Genomic DNA, 23335 nt, shown 5'->3' with positions numbered 1-23335 from the left:
CCGCGCCCGGCGTGGTCAAGGCGCTGGCCGAACTGGCCGCGCTGGCCGGCGCCGCGCTGGGCCGCGCCGAGGTCGCGATCGACCTGGCCGACCTGCGCGGCTACCAGTACGAAAGCGGCGCCATGTTCCGGCTCTACGTGCCAGGCCTGCCCAACGCGGTCGCCAACGGCGGGCGCTACGACCATGTGGGCGAGGCGTTCGGCCGGGCCCGTCCCGCGACCGGCTTCTCGCTCGACCTGCGCGAGCTGGCGCGCCTGCTGCCGGGCGCCGAGCGCAAGCACGCGATCCGCGCGCCATGGGGCAACGCGCCCGAACTGCGCGAGCGCATCGCGCAGCTGCGCAAGGAAGGCGAAATCGTGATCCAAAGCCTGCCCGGACACGACAACGATCAAGACGAGTTCGAGTGCGACCGCGCACTGGTGCTCGAACACAGCAACTGGATTCTCAAAACTTTAGGCTAATGTGATGTCAAAGAAAAACGTGGCAAAGAACGTGGTTGTCATCGGCACCCAATGGGGCGATGAGGGCAAGGGTAAAATCGTCGACTGGCTCACCGACCACGCCGCCGGCGTGGTGCGCTTCCAGGGCGGCCACAACGCCGGCCACACGCTGGTCATCAAGGGCACCAAGACCGCGCTCCAGCTGATCCCTTCGGGCATCATGCGCGAAGGCGTGGCCTGCTACATCGGCAACGGCGTGGTCGTGTCGGTGCCGGACGTGCTGCGCGAGATCGACAAATTGTCGGCCATCGGCGTCGAAGTCGTGTCGCGCCTGAAGATCTCCGAGGCCTGCCCGGCGATCCTGCCGTACCACGTCGCCATCGACGTCGCGCGCGAGGTCGCGCGCGGCGCCAACAAGATCGGCACCACCGGCAAGGGCATCGGCCCGGCCTACGAGGACAAGGTCGCGCGGCGCGCGATCCGCATCGCCGACATGCTCAACGAGGAGCGCTTCGCCGAGAAACTGCGCGAAAACCTCGACTACCACAACTTCGTGCTGACCAACTACCTCAAGGCCGACGCGGTCGACTTCCAGAAGACCTTCGACGACGCGATGGCCCTGGTGCCGCGCCTCAAGCCGATGGTCGGCGACGTCTCGTCGGCGCTGTACGCGGCCCACAAGGCCGGCGGCAGCCTGCTGTTCGAAGGCGCCCAGGGCTCGCTGCTCGACGTCGACCACGGCACCTATCCGTTCGTGACCTCGTCGAACTGCGTGGCCGGCAACGCCGCCGCCGGCGCCGGCGTCGGCCCGGGCATGCTGCACTACATCCTCGGCATCACCAAGGCCTACACCACGCGCGTGGGCTCGGGTCCGTTCCCGTCGGAGCTGAGCACCGCCGAGGGCGTGGGCCAGCACCTGTCGTCGGTCGGCCACGAGTTTGGCACCGTCACCGGCCGCGCGCGCCGCTGCGGCTGGTTCGACGCCGCGCTGCTGCGCCGCTCGGTCCAGATCAACGGCGTCTCGGGCATGTGCCTGACCAAGCTCGACGTGCTCGACGGCATCGCCACGCTCCAGCTGTGCACCGGCTACAAGATCGACGGCCGCGCGGTCGACATCTTCCCGGTCGGCGCCGAAGAGGCGGCGCGCTGCGAGCCGGTCTACGAGGAGATGCCCGGCTGGACTGAGAGCACCGTCGGCGCCAAGTCGCTCGCCGAGCTGCCAGGGGCCGCGCGCGCCTACATCAAGCGCATCGAAGAGCTGGTCGGCGTGCCGGTCGACATGGTCTCGACCGGTCCCGACCGCGAAGAGACGATCGTGCTGCGCCACCCATTCGAATAAATTGCGTGCCGGCGCCGACGGCGAAGATGTCCGTCCCGGCACCAACATCTCAAGAAGTATAGATAAACCGAGACACAGGAGTTAAGCATGACCACGCCACCATCGACCGAAAAAGACCTCTGGGTATCCTGGGACGAGTACAACCGCCTGGTCGAGCGCCTCGCGCTCAAGGTCTACGAGTCGGGCTGGAAGTTCGACCAGGTGCTGTGCCTGGCGCGCGGCGGCGTGCGTCCGGGCGATGTGTTCTCGCGCATCTTCGACGTGCCGCTGGCGATCCTGTCGACCAGCTCTTACCGCGAGGAGGCCGGCACCGTGCGCGGCGACCTCGACATCGCCAAGTACATGACGATGACCAAGGGGCCGCTGGCCGGCAAGATCCTGCTGGTCGACGACCTGGCCGATTCGGGCGTCACCCTCAACAAGGTGACCACGCACCTGGCCGAGAATTTCAGCGGCGTGACGGAGGTCAAATCGGCCGTCATCTGGGTCAAGGGCTGCTCGTCGATCCGTCCCGACTATTTCCTCGAGGACCTGCCGCACAACCCTTGGATCCACCAGCCGTTCGAGGACTACGACGGCCTGCGCCCGCACCAGTTGTCGGCCTGGCTCAAGAAGTTCGACAAGCCGGCCTGAGTGCGTTTCAAACGCCGGACGTGGTGAAAAAAGGCGATCGCGATGATCGCCTTTTTTGCATCCACAAGATTAAAACATCACAAACAGGAAAGCGGCGGCCATGACCCAGAGTTTTTTCCAGACATTCATCCTGCTGTTGCTCGTGACCGATCCGTTCGGCAACGTGCCCCTGTTCGTCAGCGCGCTCGCGCCGGTCGAGAAAAAGCGGCGCGCCCGCATCGTCGTGCGCGAATGCGCGATCGCCTTCCTGGTGCTGTTGATATTCATGTTTTTCGGCCGCCATTTCCTGACGGCGCTGCAATTGTCGGAGGCGGCGCTGCGCATCGGCGGCGCCGTGATCCTGCTGTTGATCGCGATCCGCATGGTGTTCCCGCACCCCGACGGCGTGCTCGGCAAGACCGACGGCGGCGAACCGTTCATCGTGCCGCTCGCCATCCCCGCGCTGGCCGGCCCCTCGGCGCTGGCCACGGTGCTGCTGTTCTCGTCGAACACGACCGCCGAAACCATGGCGCATGTGGGCGCGCTGGCGGCGGTGGCCGGCGTCTGGCTGGCCGTGTTCCTGGGCGCCGAACGCCTGCAGAACGCGCTCGGCCCGCAGGTGATGACGGCTTTCGAGCGCCTGATGGGCTTGATCCTGACCGCGATGTCGATCGAAATGCTGCTCGGCGGGGTGCGCGAGTTCGTCAAAACCTTGTAGCGGCGCAGGCGAAAAGCGTCAAGCGGTGCTGATGTGCCCGGTTGGCCCGCGCCAGAACTGCTAAGCTGGAGATGGTTGAATTTTTCGTTCGAGGAATGAAATGAAATCAATTTTCGCGCTGTTTTTGGTCGTCGCGTGCGCGGCGCAGGCGGGGCAGGCCGTCAGCGTGCAGCCGCGGCCGTTCGAGGGCCGCAACGAGCGCGGCGAGGCGGTGGGCGACGCCGTCAAGATGCCGCACATCACCTTGCCCGACCGGCGCGTCGCGGCGAGGATCAACGACATGCTGTCGATCACACTTCTGGGGGCGCTAGGGCCCAAAGATGCCGGCAAGGCGCGCGGCGCCGAGGCCGTGGTGCTGCCGGGCGCGTTCTCGCAGGAGTATACGATCGCGCGCAATGACGGACGCATCCTGAGCTTCGTGTTCGAGCAGGAAGGTTGCGGCGCCTACTGCGAAATCTACCACTCCTACAGCAGCTTCGACGTCAAAACCGGACGCATGCTCGACGACGCCGATTTGTTCACCGAGCGAGGACAGGCCGCGCTTGAGCGGCGCATGCAAGGCGAGCGGATCGGACGCTACCGCGGAATGCTGGCGTCACTTCAAAAAGATCTGAAGAGGCTACGCAAAAATCGCCGCCGGTCCGTGGAAGCGGGTGATGACTTGCAGGGGCGCATCGACTTGAACAGCCGCTGCGCCGGCGGGGGCGATGACCCCGAACCTGTTTCGGGCAAATTCAATGTCCAACTTGCCTACAAGACGGTCAATCTGATCGCTGAGCGCTGCGGCAACCACGCCCAGAGGGCGCTCGACGACGTCGGCGAGGTCTGGATCAGCATCACCTACGAAAACTTGCGTCCCCACCTGACGCCCTATGGCAAGGCGCTGCTGCTGGGCGAAGGCGATGCGCGCCAGGACAGCCTGTTCGGGCAGCTATTGCGCGGCAAACTGGGCGGCACGATCGGCGTGACGGTATTGCTGGCGAAGGATGAGGGCAATGCCGTCGGCGGCACGCTGTTCTACGATAAAGTCGGCCAGCCGATCACGCTCACCGGGACCCTCGATGGCGACGCGCTCGTGCTTGCCGAGGCTGCGCCGGACGGCGAAGCGGCGCCGCTTTGGCGCTTGCGGATGGAGGCCAATCGCCTGCACGGGAAATGGGTCGGGAAGAGGGAACTGCGCGCCGAACTGGCGCCATGAATGTTTTGGGAGAAATCATGAAACTGCCAATTATGTCGTCGTTGTTTTTCGTCGCCGGCCTGGCGCATGCGGGCGCCGGCGTGACCGTGCAATCGCTGCCATTTCAAGGTGTCAACGATCGCGGCGTCAAGCTCGACGACGGTGGGATCAACACGCCCTACGTCACGCTGGCCGACCGGAAGGTGGCGGCGAAGATCAACGACCATCTGTTCATCGCGCTCTATAACGTCATGGCGCCGAGAAATGTTGGCAAGACCCTCGGCGCGGCCGACGGCGTCGTGATCGAAGGCACGGTCGGCCAGGACTTCAAGGTCGCGCGCAACGACGGGCGTATCTTGGCCATCGCGCTCGAAGGCGAGGGTTGCGGCGCCTATTGCGAGTCCTACAGGGCGTTCTACCACTTCGACGTCAAGACCGGGCGCATGCTCGATGCCGACGACTTGTTCACCGAAAAGGGGCTGGCCGCGCTGCAGGAGAAAATGCGCAGGGAGCGGCGCGCCCAATACCGCAAGCAATTGCTCTCCTTGCGCAAGGAGCTCAAGGCGGTCGATAAAAAACGCGATGCCAAAAGCGAGGAGGCGAAGGCCGATCTGCTCGAACGCATCGCGTTGAACAGCAACTGCGCGGGCGAGGGCGGCGGGGAGGAGGGCGAGGAAGCGCAGGCGCCGTCGGGCGACCACAAGTTCGAACTGGGCGCGACGGCGATCACACTGCTCGCCGAGCGTTGCAGCAACCACGCCATGCGCGCGCTCGACGACGTCGGCGAGGTGCGCCTGGCGCTGCCCTACAAGGCGCTGGCGCCGCATCTGACCAGCTACGGCAAGACCTTGCTGCTGGGCGAGGGCAGCGCCACGCACGGCGGCGTCTACGGCCAGCTGCTGCGTGGCAAATTGGGCGCCGGCACCGCGATCACGATGCTGATCGACAAGACCCCCGACAACGAGGTCGTGGGCATGGTTTTCTACGACAAGTACGGCAAGCCGATCAATGTCACGGGCAAGCAAAAGGGAAGCGCGCTGGTGCTGTCCGAAGTCGATGCCGAAGGCGTCAAAAAAGGCGAGTGGCGCCTGGTCCTTTCCGGCGAGCGCCTTAAGGGGCGCTGGATCGGGAGCAAGGCGTACGACGTCGAACTGGCGCCTTGATCGTGCCCGATGTGGCTGCGCGCGGTTGAGGCTGCCGCAAAAACCTGTTGGGCGGCCGGCGGGAGGGTGCCGCCGCCCCGATCGACGCGAAAACTAAAACAACGTCGTCCTCTCGAAGGCGGTGGCGCACGCGGCGCCGCCCTGTCTCATTCGAATGCCGGGACACAAGGAACAGTGGCGCAGGGCCGCCGTTCCATGGGTCCCCGCATCCGCGAGGACGATGCCGGTGTGGATTTTTGGATGGTGCAGCATTTGCGATTCCTGTCCTGCGCCGGCTACTTGCCCAGCATCGACACCACATTGTCGACACCCGGCGCGCCGAACAAGTGCTGCTTGAGCACGTGCAGCTGGTCGCGCACCTGCGCCGCCTTTTCAAACTCGAGGTTTTTGGCGTGGTCGAGCATGAGTTTTTCGAGCCGCTTGATCTCCTTGCTGATCTGCTTCTCGCTCATCGACTCGACCTTGGCGCTCTCTTGCTCCTCGACGAACTGGTCGCGCCCCTGCTGCGGGCTGTAGACGCCGTCGATCATGTCGCGGATGGTCTTCTTGATGCCGACCGGCGTGATGCCGTTGGCCGTGTTGAAGGCGATCTGCTTGGCGCGCCGGCGCTCGGTCTCGTCGATCGCGCGCCGCATCGAATCGGTGATCTTGTCGCCGTACAGGATCGCCACGCCGTTGAGGTTGCGCGCGGCGCGGCCGATGGTCTGGATCAGGCTGCGCTCGGAGCGCAGGAAGCCCTCCTTGTCGGCGTCGAGGATCGCCACCAGCGACACCTCGGGCAGGTCAAGGCCCTCGCGCAGCAGGTTGATCCCGACCAGCACGTCGAAGGTGCCGAGCCGCAGGTCGCGCAAAATCTCGACCCGCTCGACCGTCTCGATGTCGCTGTGCAGGTAGCGCACCTTGATCCCGTGGTCGCCCAGGTATTCGGTCAGCTGCTCGGACATGCGCTTGGTCAGCGTGGTCACGAGCACGCGCTCGTCCTTGGCGACCCGGTCGAGGATCTCGGACATGAGGTCGTCGACCTGTGACAGCGCCGGCTTGACGATGATCTGCGGGTCGACCAGGCCGGTCGGGCGCACCACCTGCTCGACGACGTTGTCGGCGTGCGCCTTCTCGTAGTCGGCCGGGGTGGCCGAGACAAAGATCGTCTGGCGCAGCTTGCCCTCGAACTCCTCGAACTTGAGCGGGCGGTTGTCGAGCGCGGACGGCAGCCGGAAGCCGTAGTCGACCAGGTTGGTCTTGCGCGAGCGGTCGCCGTTGTACATGGCGTTGAGCTGCCCGACCAGCACGTGCGACTCGTCGAGGAACATGATCGCGTCCTTCGGCAGGTAGTCGACCAGCGTCGGCGGCGGCTCGCCCGGCGCCGCGCCCGACAGGTGGCGCGAGTAGTTCTCGATGCCCTTGGTGAAGCCGATCTCGGCCATCATCTCGAGGTCGAAGCGGGTGCGCTGCTCGATGCGCTGCTCCTCGATCAGCTTGTTCTCCTTGCGGAAGAACTCGAGCCGCTCGCGCAGTTCGACCTTGATGGTTTCGATCGCGCGCAGCACGGTCGAGCGCGGCGTGACGTAGTGCGAGCCCGGATACACCGTGAAGCGCGGGATCTTCTGGCGCACGCGGCCCGTGAGCGGGTCGAACAGCTGGAGCGACTCGATCTCGTCGTCGAACATCTCGACCCGGATCGCCAGCTCGGCATGCTCGGCCGGGAAAATGTCGATCGTGTCGCCGCGCACGCGGAAGGTGCCGCGCCCGAAGTCGACCTCGTTGCGCGTGTACTGCATCTGGATCAGGCGCGCGATCACGTCGCGCTGGGCCAGCTTGTCCTTGTGGCGCAGGGTCAGGATCATCTGGTGGTATTCGCTCGGATTGCCGATGCCGTAGATGGCCGAGACGGTTGCCACGATGATCACGTCGCGCCGCTCCATGAGCGATTTGGTGCACGACAGGCGCATCTGCTCGATATGCTCGTTGATCGACGAGTCCTTTTCGATGAACAGGTCGCGCTGCGGCACGTAGGCCTCGGGCTGGTAGTAGTCGTAGTAGCTGACGAAGTACTCGACCGCGTTCTCGGGGAAGAACTCGCGGAACTCGGCGTAGAGCTGGGCCGCGAGCGTCTTGTTGGGCGCGAACACGATCGCCGGGCGCCCGGCCGCGGCGATCACGTTGGCCATCGTGTAGGTCTTGCCCGAGCCGGTCACGCCGAGCAGGGTCTGGAACGACAGGCCGTCGGACAGGCCCTCGAGCAGGCCGGCGATGGCCGTCGGCTGGTCGCCCGCCGGGGCGAACGGCTGGTGCAGCTTGAACGGCGAATCGGGGAAGGTGACCACGGTCGGCGCCGGGTCGCTAACGACGGATAATTCAGCCATACGATGATGCCTTCGATAGAAATGTTAGAATGGGCGTCCGCTCGCGACCCAATCAGGATATGGGGCGCTGTCTATACAACCCTGCCGACACCCAAGTTTACCACGATGACTTCCACAGCCTCTGCCAGCATCTTCAGCGCCATCGACATGGCCCCGCGCGACCCAATTTTGGGCATCACCGAGGCCTTCAATGCCGACCCCAACCCCGCCAAGATCAACCTCGGGGTAGGCGTCTATTATGACGACAACGGCAAAGTTCCGCTGCTCGGATGCGTGCGCAAAGCCGAAGCCATCCTCATGGAACAGCAGGCGCCGCGCACCTACCTGCCGATCGAAGGCCTGGCCGCATACGACAAGGCGGTGCAGGAGCTCGTATTTGGCGCCGACAGCCCCATTATTCAAGACAAGCGCGCGATCACGGTGCAGGCCATCGGCGGCACCGGCGCCCTCAAGATCGGCGCCGACTTCCTGCAGCGCTTCGCTCCGGACGCGCAGGTCTACATCAGCGACCCGAGCTGGGAGAACCACCGCGCCCTGTTCGAGAGCGCCGGCTTCACCGTCAACAACTACCGCTACTACGACCCGTCCACCCGCGGTGTCGATTTCGCCGGCATGCTGGCCGACCTCAAGGCCATGCCGCGCGGCGCCATCGTGCTGCTGCACGCCTGCTGCCACAACCCGACCGGCGCCGACCTGTCTTCGGCCCAGTGGGGCGAGGTCATCGACGCCGTGGTCGCGGGCGGCCTGATCCCTTTCCTCGACATGGCCTACCAGGGCTTCGGCGCGGGCATCGCCGAGGATGGCGCCGTGGTCGCGCGCTTCGCCGCGGCCGGCGGCCCGCTGCTGATCTCCAACTCGTTCTCGAAGTCGTTCTCGCTGTACGGCGAGCGCGTCGGCGCCCTGAGTGTGGTCGGCGCCAGCGCCGAGGAGGCCGCGCGCCTGCTCTCGCAGCTCAAGCGCGTGGTGCGCACCAACTACTCGAACCCGCCGATCCACGGCGGCAAGGTGGTCGCGACCGCGCTGACCACGCCCGAACTGCGCCAGCTATGGGAAGACGAGCTCGCCGGCATGCGCGTGCGCATCCGCGAAATGCGCAACACCTTCGTGCAAAAGCTCAAAGAAAAAGCGCCCGAACACGATTTCGAATTCGTGCGCGAGCAGGTCGGCATGTTCTCTTATTCCGGTTTGACCAAAGAGCAAGTCGCACGCCTGCGCACCGAGCATTCGATCTATGCGGTCGACACCGGCCGCATCTGTGTCGCGGCGTTGAACTCGAAAAATATCGACATCGTCATTGACGCGATCGCGAAAGTCCTCTAAAATCTTGCTTCTTCGGATCATCGCAAGGCGGTTCGAAAGGTAGCAGGAAGTACTTATCGGTCGCACGGGTCGGAGTTTGACAGCCGGCACCGGAAAGTAGATAATGCGGCCTCTTTTCCCTGATAGCTCAGTTGGTAGAGCGACGGACTGTTAATCCGCAGGTCCCTGGTTCGAGTCCAGGTCGGGGAGCCAGAATTTGAAGGGCCACATCGCAAGATGTGGCCCTTTTCTATTGGTGCTTTTCGACACTAACAGCTTGCATGCCACCGGAGGCTGTCCGCTCCCGCCTCGCTCTTTCTTTCTTTCTTTCTTTCTTTCCCTTCGCCTTGTCGCGCCCGCGTTGTTGCGCCTCTGTTTTCTAGCCGAAAGCCGCGACCACGGTTTCAATTGGCAAAAACAGAGTGCGGCTGTCGATCGGATACTCAATAAATTCCGCACAGCTCAAGTAGAAGCGCTTCGCCCGGTGGTCCTTGGCATGGACCAGCACCGCGCCAATGCCAATACTTTGCGAGGCGATCGCGATGCGGCGTAGGGCGTCCGAGAGCAGGTCGGCGCCGAGCCCTTTGCCCGCATGCTGCCGGTCAACAGCCAAACGTCCGATGACCGATACAGGAATTGTGTCCGGAGCGTTGCGGCGGACCTTGCCCGGTGATGCCCTACGCTCAACGGCCCCAGCCGAGATGCAGTAATAGGCGACCACCTTTTTGCCTTCGCAAACGACGTAGGAGCGAGCAAAGCGACTTTCATTCTTCAACGCTCGGTGACGCAACCAAGCATTCAACGCGGGCTCGCCGCAGTCGAATCCAGAAACATCATGTTCGGCCGTTAGCGGGGCCGGGGGTGACAGGCGCGATTGTGGCAGACCGGGCGGGTCTATTCCTGCCATGATGGAACCCGGCGCAACAGTGATCGCAACTTCGATCCCGGCGCTGGGGGATTGTCAAGCGCCTGCATAAAGGCGTCGTGATATTCAGGGTCGAGTACGAACAGACGTTGATCAAGAATTACGTCGATCGCATGTCGCCTTGCACTTTCAATCATGAACTCTGTGCGTGTTTTGCCGAGGATCGCCGCTGCTTCGTCAATGAGTTGTCGAGTATTGGCGTCGATGCGCAGGTTGATGCTGCTTTTTATGTCGGCGGCGACGGGACGCGCAGCAATCGCTTCTGCTGAGTCGGGCTGATCTGAACTTAGTGCGCGAGACTTGGACATGAGGTTTATTCTGCCAGACTGTATCCACAATGTACACGCGCGCGCGGGTTCTTTGCCTTTTCTTGCGGGGCAACAGCTTGGCAAATGGGTTTTTCCAGGCTCAATCGCAGCGGCAACGCCGGCCGTCCTGGGCCGGGGCGTTCGACTGCGAACACCGTGGCCGGGATGCCGCCCTGGGTGTCGAGCACGATGTGCTCGGGCCGCATGCCCAGCGTGACGGGCGCTCCGGCCGCAGGCGCCTCGGCCATTTTGACGGTCAGGCTGTCGCCGCCGCTTGGCGTCACGGCGGCCATGTCGTTCAAGCCAGGCCGGCTCAGCGTCCGTGTCTGGCCCAGCAGTTTCAGCCCCTGGTAGCCGTGCGAGCGAAGTTCGCCACCGAAGCCCACGCTCAGCAGGCAGCTGTGGTCTTCCTCGTCCACACGCGCGCAGGTGGTCGTTCCAATCGCGCGCGTCGGGGCGCTGCCAGCTCAACGCGCCGGGCAATGACGTTACGGCCTTTGCCGCGGACCGTTCGGCCAGCGCGCCTATGTCGCCGCACTAGGCGCGATAGCAGGGCGCTTCGGCTGGTGCGGCCTTACCGGCGCCGTCGGCGGCCGCGGTCGATGCCGATGGTTGCGCGCTGGCGGGCACGATGGCGAGCATCGCGCCCATCAGGGGCCACCAGCGAATTAGGCTCGGTTTCATTTTTCTCTCCTGTGCGTTGATCGTACAAACGAGAGTAAAACGCCTTCATGTGTCTGACTTGTGTGCCTGGGCGGAGGTTTTGCAATCCATTGTATCTGGCCGCCCGTAGATACAGTGGCGTACAAAACTACGCCCGATCTGCCCGATCCGACACACGGCGGATACGTCGGCCGCATCCAATGGGAGTTCCAACCGAGCCCCGGCGCACCGCCGCGCGCGCGGTTCAACCCGAGGAAAAGCGTGACCTTTGGTTGCGAGCGGCAACCACGGTTTCGCAACCGCCGTGAGGCGTGGATGGGAGGGGCGGGCGGACAGCATCGCCGCCCCCTACGTCGAAGTTTTCTGCTTGTGATTATTCGTGGTCGTTTGAAAGCGACAATCTGTACTTTTAAATTTGCTTGAATTTCTTTCAACATCTATGATTCCGGCTGGAATAAATACGCATAGCGCGTATCGCCAAATTGACGCCACCATTTAATCTATACTTCCATGAAAAAAACTGCATTCGCGGCCGCACTGGCCATCGCCATGCTCGGCTCGGCCCAAGCCCAGAACACCAACTCCGACGTACCGGAAAAGCAGACTCGCTTTTTCCTCCAGATGGGTTTCACCGGTGGCGGTGACAAGATCGCGACCATCCACTACACCGATGGCTCCAAGGGCGACGTGACCTTCGGCAGCCTGATCCAGCTGGGCGCCGGCGTCGACTACCGCATCAACGAAACGTACTCGGTCCAGGCCTCGATCAACGACCACCTCAGCAGCGAAGGTGCCGACAACGGTTCGGTCCGTTTCACCCGCTTCCCCTTGGAAGTGCTCGGTTACTACAAAGTGTCGCCGCAATGGCGCATCGGCGCGGGTGCGCGCTTCGTGATGGGTCCCAACCTCAAGAGCCGCGGTGCCGCTTCCGGCATGGGCAACGGCGATTTTGACAACACCGTCGGCGGCATCGTCGAGGCTGAATACGCCTTCGGCCGGAACATCGGCCTCAAGCTGCGCTACGTGGCTGAGAAGTATAAAGTGTCCGGCACCAGCTTCACGTCAAGCGGCAACCACGTCGGCCTGATCGGCGCCTACTACTTCTAAGGATTGGGCGCGGCCGCGCGCGCAGGCGGGCGCATCAAATAGCGCTTTTAATTTCGCGTGCGGCTCGCTATAATGCGGCCTCTTTTCCCTGATAGCTCAGTTGGTAGAGCGACGGACTGTTAATCCGCAGGTCCCTGGTTCGAGTCCAGGTCGGGGAGCCAGAATTTGAAGGGCCGCATCGCGAGATGCGGCCCTTTTTCCATTTTCGTCCGATTGTCTTGGGTTTCCGCATTCGCCGAGGCGTGACGGCTGTCGGAGGTCCAATATACAAATATGCATGATCGGAGCCCCCGTCATGCATATTTGCATACCCCTTCAGCGTTTCCGCACTTCCCGCGCCAACTCTTGCCATCCTAAATGTATTGACAAAAGTCAAGCATTTCTTATGGCGATGTCTCTATTATTTGTGCTTGTTCAGGTGTGAATTAAATCATTCCCGGGCCCCGAAATCCCTTGTACTATCGACTTTCTTAAGTTTTCTTTAATTCTGTGGACCAGTCCGCCTTGGAGCCGCGCGAGCGAAGACACTCGCCGGAACCGCCGCCGCTGGCCGCGCCATTTCGCTCGATCCACCTTGTCTGAGGAAATCAAATGAAACTGTTCCGGTCGAAGAAAAACGCTGTCCTGTTCTCCCTTGCCGCGCTCACCATGGCCGCCGCGGTGGCGCCGCCGGTGCTGGCCGACGAAACCTGCAACTCCCCCTACATGTCCAACCTGATCAAGGGCCAGGAGGACTTCGTGTACGTCTGGACGCTCGGGGTCAAGGGCATGGGCGACGGCTTCGACAAGCTCGTCACGATCGACGTCAACCCGGCCTCCAAGACCTACGGCAAGGTGCTCGCCAGTGTGTCCGTGGGCAGCCGCGGCGAAGCCCACCACGCCGGTTTCAGCGACGACCGCCGCTTCCTGTGGGCCGGCCAGCTCGACAGCAGCAAGATCCACATCTTCGACATCCACTCCAATCCGGCCAAGCCGAAACTGGTCAACACGATCCACGACATGGCGGCCAAGACCGGCTACGTCGGTCCGCACACCTTCTACGCGCTGCCGGGCCGCATGCTGGTCGGCGCGCTGTCGAACAACAAGGACCACGGCGGCGTCACCGGCATGGCGGTCTACAACAACAAGGGCGAATTCGTCAGCAAGCACGCCATGCCGACCGACAAGGGCGGCGACGGCTACGGCTACGACATCGGCATCAACCCGGCCAAGAACGTCATGCTGACGACCAGTTTCACGGGCTGGAACAACTACATGATGGACATGGGTAAGATGATCGCCGACCCGTCCGCGATGAAGCAGTTCGGCTCGACCATGACGCTGTGGAACCTGAAGGCGATGACGCCCGAAAAAGTGTTCGCGGTGCCCGGCGCGCCGCTCGAATTGCGCTGGTCGCTCAAGGAGGGCGACGACTGGGCCATCACGGCCACGGCGCTGACGTCCAAGCTGTGGCTCGTCAAAAAGGATGCCAAGGGCGTGTGGCAGGCCAAGGACGTGGCCACGATCGGCGACCCGGCCAAGATCCCGTTGCCGGTCGATATCTCGATCGGCGCCGACGGCAAGTCGCTCTGGGTCAACACCTTCATGGACGGCACCACGCGCCTGTTCGACCTGTCGAACCCCGAGAAGCCGAAGCAGACCTATTCGCTGCGCACCGGCTCCCAGGTCAACATGGTGTCGCAGAGCTGGGATGGCAAGCGCGTCTACATCAGCAGCTCGCTGCTGGCGAACTGGGACAAGAAGGGCGCCGACGACGAGCAATTCGTCAAACTGTTCGCGTGGAACGGCAAGGAACTCAAGGAGCAGTTCAAGGTCGATTTTTATAAAGAAAAACTCGGCCGCGCGCACCACATGAAGTTCGGCGCCAGGTCGGCCAAGATGGCCCTGGGCGGCGCGCCGGCGAAGGTGAGCCTTGCAGCCAAATAGGTCGATGCCCATGAAGTCGATGGCAACCAAGTCGATGCCAACCAGGTCGGCGCCAACCCTGGCCCGCCGGCTCGCGCGCGCTGGCGCCGCGCTGGCGCTGGCGGCCTGCGCGCTGCCGGGCGCCGGCGCGGCGGTCCCCGTGACCGGGGTGCGCATGGAGTTCGTGCCGCCCGCGCCCGGCAGCTACGCCTTGCACCGCATCATGAAGGCGCCCGACGGCGTGGTCCTTGCCAGCGACGGCAAGGCGCACCGGCTGCGCAACTTCGTCACGGGCAAGGTCACGCTGTTCTCCTTCATCTACACCTATTGCACGGACGCGAAAGGGTGCCCGCTGGCCTACGCCACGCTGCATACGCTCAAGAAGGAGATCGAGTCCGACCGCGCCATGCACGGCAAGGTGCGCTTTGTGAGCATGAGCTTCGATCCCGAATACGACACCCCGCCGATGATGGGCAGCTACGGCGGCAAGGACGGGCGCGACGACCGGGGCTTGCGCTGGCATTTCCTGACCAGCCCGTCGCGCGCGCACCTGCGCCCCATGCTCGATGGTTTCGGCCAGGATGTCAGCGTCGCGGCCGAACAGAGCGCCGGCCAGCGCGTGCCGACCTTGCAGCACATGCTCAAGGTGTACCTGATCGACAGCCGGGGCCAGGTCCGCGAGATCTACTCGACCTCGTTCCTGCAACCGAACGTGCTGATGAACGACATCAAGTCGCTGCTCATGGAGGCGGCCGCCGCGCGCAAATGAAAACCGCCGCGATCCTGTTGCTGGCGCTGGCCGTCCCGGCCGCGCTGGTGCTCGGCCGCCCCGCGCCGCCGGCGGGCGCCGGCACGCTCGGCCTGCCCCCGCTTTCGGTGCCGGCCGACAATCCGATGACGCGGGCCAAGGTCGAACTGGGGCGCAAGCTGTTCATGGACCGCCGCCTCTCGCCCAACAACACCATGTCCTGCGCCATGTGTCATGTGCCAGAGCAGGGCTTCACGGTCAACGAGTTCGCCACCGGGCTCGGCATGGAGGGGCGCAGCACCCGCCGCAACACGCCCACCTTGTTCAATGTCGGCTTCGTCGACGCCTTGTTCCACGACGGGCGCGAGGCCAGCCTCGAGCGCCAGGTATGGGGTCCGCTGCTCATGAGCAACGAGATGGCCAACCCCTCGGTCGCCTACGTGGTCGACAAGGTGCGCGCGATGCCCGACTACGCGGGCAGCTTCGAGCGCGCGTTCGGCGGCCGCGGCGCCACCAGGGACACCATCGCGGCGGCCATCGCCAGCTACGAGCGCACCTTGCTGGCGGGCGACTCGCGCTTCGACCGCTGGCGCTACGGCGGGCGCGCCGACGCCGTCAACGCGCGGGAGCGGGCCGGCTTCGGCCTGTTCTCGGGCAAGGCCAAGTGCATCGCCTGCCACAGCGCGGGGCCGGCGTCGGCGCTGTTTTCGGACGGCTTGTTCCACAACACGGGCGTCGGTTGGACGCGCGCGGCCAGGCTGGGCAGCCGCGTGCACCGGGTGCAACTGGCGCCCGGCGTGTTCACCACGATCAGCGACAAGGAGTTGGCGAACGTGTCGGAGCCGGTCGAGCCCGACCTGGGCCGCTTCGAGGTGACGCGCGCCGAACGCGAACTCTTCGCCTACCGCACGCCCGGTCTGCGCAACGTCGCCCTCAGCGCGCCGTATATGCACGACGGTTCGCTGGCGACGCTGGAACAGGTGGTGGCGTTCTACAACCGCGGCGGCATCGACAATCCGAACAAGGACCGCCTGCTGCGCCCCCTCGGCCTGAGCGCGCGCGAGCAGGGCGAACTGGTGGCCTTCCTGCGCAGCCTGACGAGCTCCCAGGCGCCGGCGCTGGGCCGGCAGGCGCGCGCGGGCTGGGTCGACCGCGCCGGCCGCTAACCGGGGTGGGCGGATCGGGCATTCTCGTGTTAATCTTGCCGTGACACAAAACGTGACACAAACCGTGACACAAACCAACCCGCCGCCATGCAAGCTGCCCACGTCCGCATCGAAGCCACCGCCCTCCCGCCGCACAGGCGCGCCGGGTTGCGGCTGCTGGTGGCCGGCGCGCTGGCCGCCGCGCTGTGCGCCGGCGCGCACGCGGCGCAGCCCGTGCCCCCCGCCAAGGCGGCGCCCGAGGTCGTGACGGTCGGCGTGTTCACGATCGCGCCCTATGTGATCGCCTCGCGCGACGGCGCTCAGGGCGCGCTGATCGCCTTCTTCGACCGCGAGATCGCGCCGCGCATGGGTGTGCGCTTCAAATGGGAGATGCCGACCACGGTCGCGCGGCTCGAACAAAGCCTCGCCTCCGACAGTATCGCGTTCACCCCCTTGCTGATCCGCACCAAGGCGCGCGAGGATGCCGGGATCGTCTTCGTCGGCGACAAGCTGATCAGCTTCGAGCCGTGCATCGCGGTGCTGCCCGGGTCGCCGCTCAACAAGATAACTTCGCAGGCCGACCTGGCCGGGATGACGATCGGCTGGGTGCGCGCCGGCGTGGTGCCCACGTTCATGCTCGACAAGCGCATCAAGCTCGAGCTGGCTGGCGTGATCGACTGGGAGCGCACCAACATCGCCAAGCTCGCCGCGGGGCAGCTGCAGGGCGTGTATTTCTCGGACCGGATCACGCCCCAGTACTACGGGCGCCAGAACGGGGTGGGCCTGAAACTGCTCAGGCTGCCCACGCCGCCGCTGGCCCTGCACAGCGCCTTCAGCCCGGGCGCCCCGACCCACTTGCGCGAGCGCTACCGCAAGGCCGTGCGCACCGCCTTCGCCAACGGCCGCTTCGAGAGCTATATGCACCAGGCGCTGGCGCTGCCGCCGCGCTGAGGCGGCGTTCAGTCGGGCGCGGCCTCGATACTGAACAGTTGTTCCACCGTCACACCGAGCACCTTCGCCAGCTTGAGCGCAAGCAGGGTCGACGGCACCATGTGGCCCATCTCGATGGCGTTGATCGACTTGCGCGTGATGCCGCTCAGTTCGGCCAGCTGCGCCTGGGTGAAGTCGAGCCGGGCGCGCTGCATCTTCATGGTGGTGCGGAGTTGTTCGCTCATCGCGGTCGCGCCTAGCGGTCGTAGTAGAGCGCGCTGAGCAGCACCACCAGCGCGGCGCCGGCCGAGGTCGCGCAGGCCATCACGGCGACCGGGTTGGCGAGCTCCGCCATGCCCAGCGCCAGCGCCAGCGCCAGCGCCGGCTGCATCAGCAACACGCAGGCCACGCCGTTGCGGTAGGCGCGGTTCAGGCTGGCCTGGCGCAACTCGTCGTCCAGCACCGCGCGCATCGCCGCGCCGCCCGCGCCGCCGGGCGCGGACCTGAGCGCGCCCACCGAGATGGCGATGACGACCGGAAGCAAGCCGAACAGCAGGCCCGCGCGCGCCGCCAGCGCGCCGCCGGGAAAGGCGAGCATCGCCAGCGCCAGGGCGCCAACGACACCGATGAAGGCGACGCAAAACCAAAGGTGGCGGCGCGACCAGCGCACCAGCAGGTCGGTGGGGGTTAGTGTGCCGGCGGCCATGGTGATTTCCTCGAAAATGGTTTGGATGGCATGTAATGTAACATATAAATCTCAAAAAGGAACTCATAGGTTACTTTATTTTCGAGAGCGGCTCCGCGCCCGCACTTCACTTCACGCGATGGCACGCTTGAAAACACTTGACCTTCCCATCGTCGGAAGGTTTATCGTTACGTGGCTGCGCCCACGCGCGGCGCGCGGCAACAACAACGAATGCCATTCACAAAAAGGAGAAGGCGATGTTTGAACTGACAGTTGAATCAATGACTTGTGGCCACTGTGTCGGCACGGTGACCAAGGCGGTGCAGGAGCTCGACGCCAACGCCACCGTGGCGATCGACCTGCCCACCAAAAAAGTGCGCATCGACAGCGACGCGGCGCTGCCGGCGATCGTCGCGGCGGTTGCTGCGGCCGGGTATCCGGTCACGGCCAGCGCCGCCGTTTGAGCGAAGCGGGGTCGGGCGCGCGGCACGTTTGACGCAGGGCGGGGGCGGGCGATATCGTGCATTTCCATCCCCCACCGGCGCCTTCCATGTTGCGAACCTCCGAGCCGGCCTGCATCGTCTGCGGCGGCCAAAAGCGGCCCGGCCTGTCATCCTGGCATGCCAGTTGCCCGGCCTGCGCCTACGAAAGCGCGAGTTTGGCGCCGACCATCAACGCCCATTGCGCGCATGCGCAACTTAACGAGCGCGACCGCGAGGCGGGCCTCAAGGCTTTGCGTGCGCAAAACTTCGCCGCCATCGCCGCGCTGGCGGCCAGGCACGCGGCGCCCGGCGCCACGCTGCTGCTCGACGTCGGCTGCGCGCACGGCTGGTTCCTCGAGGCCGCGCGCGCGCGCTTCACCGTGCTCGGCGTCGAGCCCGACACGGCGATCGCGCGGCGGGCCCGCGCGCAAGGGCTGCCCGTGCGCGACGGCTACTTTCCCGACGCCCTGCAGGCCGGCGAGCGCTTCGACGTCATCGTCTTCAACGACGTCATCGAGCACATCCCCGACATCGATGCCGCCTTGTCCGCGTGCCAAAGCCGCCTGCGCGACGGCGGCCTGCTGATCCTGAACCTGCCCAGCAGCAAGGGTTTCTTCTTCCGCCTGTCCAAATTGCTGGCCCGGCTGGGCTGGCGCGGGCCGTTCGAGCGCCTCTGGCAGAAGGGCCTGCCCTCGCCGCATGTTCATTATTTCCATGCTAAAAATCTGAGCGCGCTCGTCGGCCGCCACGGGTTCACACCGGTCCACCAGGCCGAGCTCGCCTCGCTGCGCGCCGGCGGCCTGCTGCAACGGCTGCGCTGCGTGGGGCAGGGCAGGCGGCGCGGCCTGTACCTCCAGTACGCGCTGATCCTGTGCACGATTCCCGTGTCGCGGTTGTTTCCGAGCGACATAGTCGTGTGCCTGTTCCGGAAAAAGTAACGCGCAAAATATTCCCGTGCGACAATCGTTTGGTCGAATCCACCCGCCGGGAGCAAAGCATGACCTTCTTACACATCGAAACGCCGCTGATCGAATCTGGCGCCATGTCCGTGCCCGGCGGCCAATCCGTCTGGCTCAAGATGGAGGCCATGCAGCCGCCCGGTTCGTTCAAGATCCGCGGCGTCGGCTTCGCCTGCGAAACCTATCTGGCGCGCGGCGCGACCCGCTTCCTCTGCGCGTCCGGCGGCAACGCCGGCATCGCCGCCGCGTACGCCGGGCGCCGCCTCGGCGTGCCCGTCGTCGTCGTGGTGCCCGAAACGACCACCGAGCGCGCCAGGCAATTGATCCGGCGCGAGCGGGCCGAGCTCATCGTCCACGGCGCCTCGTTCCAGGAGGCCAACGCGCTGGCCGAGTCGATGGTCGCGCCGGGCGACGCCTTCATCCACCCGTTCGACGATCCGCTGTTGTGGCAGGGCCACGCGGGCATGATCGACGAGGTCGCGCGCACCGGCCTGGTGCCGGACGCGGTGGTGCTGTCGGTCGGGGGCGGGGGATTGCTGTGCGGCGTGCTCGAGGGCATGCACCGCAACGGCTGGACCGATGTGCCCGTGGTCGCGGTCGAGACCGCGGGCGCCGACTCCTACGCGCAAGCGCTGGCGGCCGGACGCACGGTCGAATTGCCGCGCATCGACAGCATCGCGACCTCGCTCGGCGCGCGCCGCGTGGCCGAGCGGGCGTTCGACTGGTCGCAACAACATGTGGTGCGCAGCGTGGTGGTGTCCGACTTCGCGGCCGTGGCCGCCTGCATGCGCTTCATGGACGAGCACCGCGTGGTGGTCGAGCCCGCGTGCGGGGCGGCGCTGGCCGTCGCCGGCGGCGCGCACCCCAGCCTGGCCGGCTGCAAAAACGTGCTGGTGATCGTGTGCGGCGGCGTCACCGCGACCGTGGCGCAATTGCAAAAATGGGCGTCCTGAAGCCGGCCGCGAAATATCAGAGTGCATGCGGTGGCGCTGCGGAGGGCGCGGCAAGCGTCGCGGGGCGGATGCGTGATTATCTGTCGTCGACTTGCGCGAGCGCGGCTCGCAGCCGCGCCTCGGCGTCATCATCGAATCCTATGTAGCTGGTGCAGGCGACCAGCCGGTCCCGGTGCCGCAGGAACTGCCACACGGCGTCATCGAGCGCGATCCATGCATCGCCATCGCGCAGATTGAGCGCAAGCCAGTCCAGGATTTCATTCTCGCGCCTGGCGGGAACGTATTTGCCTTCGACATAGTCGGCAAGCGGCGTCGCGCCGATTATCCTGGCCGCGATGTCGGGAGAAAATCTCGTCCTCAGCTCGGTCAACGTGTAGTCATGCCGCCACATCGAACTGATGACGACCTCGACGCGGGGGAAATCGCGCAGGATGGTTTCCAGTCGCGGCAGATGACAGAACACGCGATCGGCCGGCGTCGGCTCGCGCTCGTGCTCAGGGTGCAGCACACCGTCGAAGTCCAGGAACAGGATCATGCGCTGGCGTCCCAAGTGCTCACTCAATCATTGCCCGATGCCGCGTGAGCGCAGCAGCGCGATGACGCTTGCCACCGACTGTTCAAGGTTTTGGCAAGCGGTGTCGAGCACCAGTTCCGGCGCCGGCGGCGCCTCGTAGGGCGAGGAGATGCCCGTGAAGTCGGCGATCTCGCCGCTGCGCGCGCGCCGGTAAAGCCCTTTGACGTCGCGCCCCTCGCACACCGCGAGCGGGCATGCGCAATACACTTCGATGAAATCGCCCTCGGCGACGAGCGCGCGCACGCGCGCCCGGTCGTCGGCGAAAGGCGAGATGAACGCGGTCAGCACCACGGTGCCGGCCTCGATGCCGAGCTTGGCGACCTCGCCGATGCGGCGGATGTTCTCGCTGCGCGCGGCCTCCGAAAAACCGAGGTCCCGGCACAGCCCCTGGCGCACATTGTCGCCGTCGAGCACGAAGGTGCGGCAGCCGGCCAGGTGCAGTTGTTCCTCGACCGCGTGCGCGAGCGTCGATTTGCCCGAACCCGAAAGGCCGGTGAACCAGACGATCACGCTGCGGTGGCCGTTGAGCGATTCGCGCCGCGCGCGCGTGACGCTGGCGCGGTGCTCGCTCGTGTTGGTCGATGCCATCGGCCGCCCCTGGCTATTAGATGCCGACCGTGCGGCGCAGCACCGCCAGCGGCTTGCGCAGCACGTGGTAGAGCAGCGGCGCCCAGTTGCCGTACAACTTGGCGGTGCCCTTGAGGCCGATGCGCGGCACCTCCTCGCCGGCGGCCAGGTCGGCCTTGAGCTGGTACGCGACCACGCCCTCGGTGGTCAGCGCCGGCTCGTAGCTCGACTGCACCAGTTTGCCCTCGACCGTGCCGAGCGGCGCCACGTTCAGGTACAGCTTGACGGTGGCGCCGGCCTCCATGTTGAGCGCGTCGTCGACCGGCAGGTCGATCGCGATCTGGACCTTCTTCGGGTCGGCCAGCAAAACGATGCGCTCGCCCGTTTGCACCGGGCGCCCGAGCCAGTCGTTGGCGTCCGAAAAAATGGCGATGCCGGCGTCGGGCGCGTTGACCTGGATCCGTTCGAACAGGTCCTGCACATAGCGCGCCTCGGCCGCCTTTTCCTCGAGCCTGGCCTGCAGCGACGACAGTTCGGCCTTGCTGGCGCCGTCGTTGAACGATTTCTGGGTGGTGCGCAGATACTCGGCCTCGGCCACCTCGCGCGACGCGACGGCGACCTCGTTGCGGTTGCGCGCGCCGGTGTCGTCGAGCGCGAACAGGGGCGCGCCGGCCGCCACCGCCTGGTTCGGCATCACGAAGAAGCGCGCCACCACGCCGTCCTGCGGCGCGGCGATCAGCTTGGCGTCCTTGCCGACGATGTGCGCCGGCGCGAGCACGGTCAGGCGCATCGGGATCATCGACACGAGCAGCAGCGCGAACCACCAGCGCTTGCGCGAGCCCTTGAAGCGGGTCAGCGCGCGCTGCCAGACGGGAGGGCGCTGGCGCCACGCCCACAGCGCCTGGCCGTAGCAGCCGGCCAGCCGTTCGAGCAGGGCCTGCTCGGCCGCGCTGGCCTCGTGCTCCAGATTGAGCCACAGGCCGCCCACGGCCGCGCCGGCGGGCGCCGGCAGCGTCACCAGCAGCGCGCCGAAGCCCATCCACTCGCGCCAGCCGTCGTGCAGCGCCGGCGGCAGGTCGTGCATCGTGACGATGCGCGCCTTGCCGCCCTCGAGCCCCGGCACCAGGTGGCGCAGGGCGTCGTTGATCCATTGCCGGTAGGGCGAGTCGCCGGCCACGTCGGCCAGGCCCGACACCAGCCGCAGCGCGGGGCGCCCGAGGCCGTCGGGGCGCCACATCAGCGCCTGCCGGTACGGCACGATGCGCCAGGTGTCGTTGACGGCGATGAACTCGACCGCCGCCTCGCTCACCGCCTGGCGCGCGTCCTGCTCGATCTGGAGTAGCGCGCCGATGCTCGAAAGGTTGATGTCCTTGTCGGCCAAGTGCGCTCCTAGGGCTTGGTCGCTTGCGCGAAGCGGGCCACGCCGCTCATGCCGGGCAGCAGCTGGACCGGTTTGCCGACCACCTCGCCCTCGATTTCGATCGACTGGCTGACCGTGTCGACCCGCCCGTTCATGCGCACCACGCGCCCGGCGTAGGACTGGCCGGTCTCGTCGATGTTGATCGAAAACGCCGCCCCGGGCTTGAGCCAGACGAGCCAGTTCGACGGCACGTTGAGCTTGACCTTGAGTTTGCCGTTGTCGACCACCTCGAGCAGGGCCTGGCTGACGTTGACGCTTTCGTAGCGTTTCGCGTGCAGCTTGGTGACGCGGCCCGAGAACGGCGCGCGCACCGAGCATTGCTTGATTTGCACTTGGATCAGTTCGATCTGGGCCTTGGCGCGCTGGGCGGCGGCCGCCGCCTGCTGCACCTCGAGCTCCGAGACCGACTGCATGGCCTGCAGCTTGGCCTTCGATTCGAAGGTGCGCTGGGCGCCGTAGTATTCGGCGTTGGCCATCTTGAGCTGCGCCTGCTGCGCTTCGCAATTGAAGCGCAACAGCACCTGGCCGGCCCTGATCGTGCTGCCGAGCGCGGCGTCGATCTGTTCGATCCGCCCCGTCATCTGGGCGGCGAGCACGCTCTCCTGGTTGGCCACGACGAGCACCCGGATCGCCTTGCCCTCGGGTGCCTTCGGCGCCGTTGCCGGCGCCGCCACTGCATTCAATCCACTGCTTAACAGCGCGGCCGCGAGCGCGGCCGTTTTAAACGAAAAACCCCTCAATTCGATCCCCCTTTGGCGATGCCCGTTGTTGCGCCCACTCTGGTTGCGCCCACTGCGTTTGCGCCCACTGTGGTTGCGCCCACTGTGGTTGCGCTCACTGGGTTTGCGCTCAC

General features: G+C 65.5%; 26 protein-coding genes and 2 tRNA genes. 17 read left to right on the top strand and 11 right to left on the bottom strand.

Annotation, left to right across the window (positions count from 1 at the left end):
* From C7C56_RS01520 to C7C56_RS01495, 6 genes are all read left to right on the top strand, one after another.
* A partial coding sequence (locus C7C56_RS01520) for an ATP phosphoribosyltransferase regulatory subunit (RefSeq protein ID WP_181372974.1) occupies positions 1-461 on the top strand: 461 nt, incomplete at its 5' end.
* A 4-nt stretch (positions 462-465) separates the two neighbouring features.
* The gene (locus C7C56_RS01515; protein WP_106755742.1) at positions 466-1779 is read left to right on the top strand and encodes an adenylosuccinate synthase; all 1314 of its coding nucleotides are present in this window, start codon (positions 466-468) and stop codon (positions 1777-1779) included.
* 87 nt (positions 1780-1866) lie between these two features.
* Entirely contained in the window at positions 1867-2412 is a 546-nt protein-coding gene (locus C7C56_RS01510) for a phosphoribosyltransferase (RefSeq protein WP_106755739.1), read from the top strand.
* A 100-nt stretch (positions 2413-2512) separates the two neighbouring features.
* Positions 2513-3109, top strand: coding sequence for a MarC family protein (locus tag C7C56_RS01505; protein WP_106755738.1), 597 nt, complete (start codon positions 2513-2515; stop codon positions 3107-3109).
* A 100-nt stretch (positions 3110-3209) separates the two neighbouring features.
* Positions 3210-4307, top strand: coding sequence for a hypothetical protein (locus C7C56_RS01500; protein WP_106755737.1), 1098 nt, complete (start codon positions 3210-3212; stop codon positions 4305-4307).
* Positions 4308-4324: 17 nt separating this feature from the next.
* Positions 4325-5449: a hypothetical protein gene (locus tag C7C56_RS01495; protein ID WP_146204231.1), complete on the top strand. Its 1125-nt coding sequence runs from the start codon at positions 4325-4327 to the stop codon at positions 5447-5449.
* Between the two features lie 275 nt (positions 5450-5724).
* Here C7C56_RS01495 and uvrB read toward each other — a convergent pair whose 3' ends face one another.
* Positions 5725-7812: an excinuclease ABC subunit UvrB gene (uvrB, locus tag C7C56_RS01490; protein WP_106755735.1), complete on the bottom strand. Its 2088-nt coding sequence runs from the start codon at positions 7810-7812 to the stop codon at positions 5725-5727.
* A 105-nt stretch (positions 7813-7917) separates the two neighbouring features.
* Here uvrB and C7C56_RS01485 point away from each other — a divergent pair, with 105 nt between their 5' ends.
* Together C7C56_RS01485 and C7C56_RS01480 are read left to right on the top strand one after the other, a co-directional pair.
* Complete coding sequence (locus C7C56_RS01485; RefSeq protein WP_181372973.1) at positions 7918-9132, top strand: amino acid aminotransferase; 1215 nt, start codon at positions 7918-7920, stop codon at positions 9130-9132.
* A 116-nt stretch (positions 9133-9248) separates the two neighbouring features.
* Positions 9249-9324 (top strand) — tRNA-Asn (locus tag C7C56_RS01480).
* Between the two features lie 166 nt (positions 9325-9490).
* On the opposite strand, the gene C7C56_RS01475 is transcribed toward C7C56_RS01480, so the two are convergent.
* The 4 genes from C7C56_RS01475 to C7C56_RS28530 all read right to left on the bottom strand — a co-directional run bounded on the left by C7C56_RS01475 (position 9491) and on the right by C7C56_RS28530 (position 11028).
* A complete protein-coding gene (locus tag C7C56_RS01475; protein WP_106755734.1) occupies positions 9491-10018 on the bottom strand; it encodes a GNAT family N-acetyltransferase in 528 nt (175 codons plus the stop codon).
* Positions 10006-10344 carry a type II toxin-antitoxin system TacA family antitoxin gene (locus C7C56_RS01470; RefSeq protein WP_106755733.1) on the bottom strand — a complete coding sequence of 113 codons (339 nt, stop codon included), beginning with the start codon at positions 10342-10344 and terminating at the stop codon, positions 10006-10008. The genes C7C56_RS01475 and C7C56_RS01470 overlap by 13 nt, the downstream gene beginning before the upstream one ends.
* A gap of 5 nt (positions 10345-10349) precedes the next feature.
* The gene (locus tag C7C56_RS01465) at positions 10350-10763 is read right to left on the bottom strand and encodes a hypothetical protein (protein WP_106755732.1); all 414 of its coding nucleotides are present in this window, start codon (positions 10761-10763) and stop codon (positions 10350-10352) included.
* A 118-nt stretch (positions 10764-10881) separates the two neighbouring features.
* A complete protein-coding gene (locus C7C56_RS28530; protein ID WP_181372972.1) occupies positions 10882-11028 on the bottom strand; it encodes a hypothetical protein in 147 nt (48 codons plus the stop codon).
* 489 nt (positions 11029-11517) lie between these two features.
* Here C7C56_RS28530 and C7C56_RS01460 point away from each other — a divergent pair, with 489 nt between their 5' ends.
* From C7C56_RS01460 to C7C56_RS01435, 6 genes are all read left to right on the top strand, one after another.
* Positions 11518-12114, top strand: a complete 597-nt coding sequence (locus tag C7C56_RS01460) for an outer membrane beta-barrel protein (protein WP_106755731.1) — start codon at positions 11518-11520, stop codon at positions 12112-12114.
* 85 nt (positions 12115-12199) lie between these two features.
* Positions 12200-12275, top strand: a tRNA-Asn gene (locus tag C7C56_RS01455).
* A 430-nt stretch (positions 12276-12705) separates the two neighbouring features.
* On the top strand, positions 12706-14040 hold the full coding sequence (gene mtoX / locus C7C56_RS01450) for a methanethiol oxidase (RefSeq protein WP_106755730.1): 1335 nt from the start codon (positions 12706-12708) through the stop codon (positions 14038-14040).
* Between the two features lie 10 nt (positions 14041-14050).
* On the top strand, positions 14051-14788 hold the full coding sequence (locus C7C56_RS01445) for an SCO family protein (protein WP_181372971.1): 738 nt from the start codon (positions 14051-14053) through the stop codon (positions 14786-14788).
* Positions 14785-15933, top strand: a complete 1149-nt coding sequence (locus C7C56_RS01440) for a cytochrome-c peroxidase (protein WP_106755728.1) — start codon at positions 14785-14787, stop codon at positions 15931-15933. The genes C7C56_RS01445 and C7C56_RS01440 overlap by 4 nt, the downstream gene beginning before the upstream one ends.
* 87 nt (positions 15934-16020) lie before the next feature.
* Positions 16021-16863, top strand: a complete 843-nt coding sequence (locus C7C56_RS01435) for a substrate-binding periplasmic protein (RefSeq protein WP_109246548.1) — start codon at positions 16021-16023, stop codon at positions 16861-16863.
* 8 nt (positions 16864-16871) lie between these two features.
* Here the strand turns inward: C7C56_RS01435 and C7C56_RS01430 are convergent, their stop codons facing one another.
* Together C7C56_RS01430 and C7C56_RS01425 are read right to left on the bottom strand one after the other, a co-directional pair.
* Positions 16872-17087 carry a helix-turn-helix transcriptional regulator gene (locus C7C56_RS01430; RefSeq protein WP_229457854.1) on the bottom strand — a complete coding sequence of 72 codons (216 nt, stop codon included), beginning with the start codon at positions 17085-17087 and terminating at the stop codon, positions 16872-16874.
* An 11-nt stretch (positions 17088-17098) separates the two neighbouring features.
* Positions 17099-17548, bottom strand: coding sequence for a hypothetical protein (locus tag C7C56_RS01425; protein WP_106755726.1), 450 nt, complete (start codon positions 17546-17548; stop codon positions 17099-17101).
* 236 nt (positions 17549-17784) lie between these two features.
* Between C7C56_RS01425 and C7C56_RS01420 the strand changes: the two genes are divergently transcribed.
* The 3 genes from C7C56_RS01420 (at position 17785) to C7C56_RS01410 (ending at position 19921) form a co-directional block, all read left to right on the top strand.
* A complete protein-coding gene (locus C7C56_RS01420; RefSeq protein WP_106755725.1) occupies positions 17785-17991 on the top strand; it encodes a heavy-metal-associated domain-containing protein in 207 nt (68 codons plus the stop codon).
* Between the two features lie 86 nt (positions 17992-18077).
* Complete coding sequence (locus C7C56_RS01415) at positions 18078-18947, top strand: class I SAM-dependent methyltransferase (RefSeq protein ID WP_106755724.1); 870 nt, start codon at positions 18078-18080, stop codon at positions 18945-18947.
* A gap of 59 nt (positions 18948-19006) precedes the next feature.
* Positions 19007-19921, top strand: coding sequence for a pyridoxal-phosphate dependent enzyme (locus tag C7C56_RS01410; protein ID WP_106755723.1), 915 nt, complete (start codon positions 19007-19009; stop codon positions 19919-19921).
* Between the two features lie 76 nt (positions 19922-19997).
* Here C7C56_RS01410 and C7C56_RS01405 read toward each other — a convergent pair whose 3' ends face one another.
* From C7C56_RS01405 to C7C56_RS01390, 4 genes are read right to left on the bottom strand one after another with little or no spacing between them, the layout of a single operon-like run.
* Positions 19998-20456, bottom strand: coding sequence for an HAD domain-containing protein (locus tag C7C56_RS01405; RefSeq protein WP_106755722.1), 459 nt, complete (start codon positions 20454-20456; stop codon positions 19998-20000).
* Between the two features lie 27 nt (positions 20457-20483).
* Positions 20484-21083, bottom strand: coding sequence for an adenylyl-sulfate kinase (cysC, locus tag C7C56_RS01400; RefSeq protein ID WP_106755721.1), 600 nt, complete (start codon positions 21081-21083; stop codon positions 20484-20486).
* 16 nt (positions 21084-21099) lie between these two features.
* Positions 21100-22443, bottom strand: coding sequence for an efflux RND transporter periplasmic adaptor subunit (locus tag C7C56_RS01395; RefSeq protein WP_106755720.1), 1344 nt, complete (start codon positions 22441-22443; stop codon positions 21100-21102).
* 8 nt (positions 22444-22451) lie between these two features.
* Positions 22452-23156: an efflux RND transporter periplasmic adaptor subunit gene (locus C7C56_RS01390; RefSeq protein ID WP_181372970.1), complete on the bottom strand. Its 705-nt coding sequence runs from the start codon at positions 23154-23156 to the stop codon at positions 22452-22454.
* Between the last annotated feature and the right edge of the window lie 179 nt (positions 23157-23335).

Origin of the sequence: Massilia glaciei (genome assembly GCF_003011895.2) — a bacterium.
GTDB lineage: Bacteria > Pseudomonadota > Gammaproteobacteria > Burkholderiales > Burkholderiaceae_D > Telluria_A > Telluria_A glaciei.
This window is presented reverse-complemented; position numbering and strand designations above follow the sequence as displayed.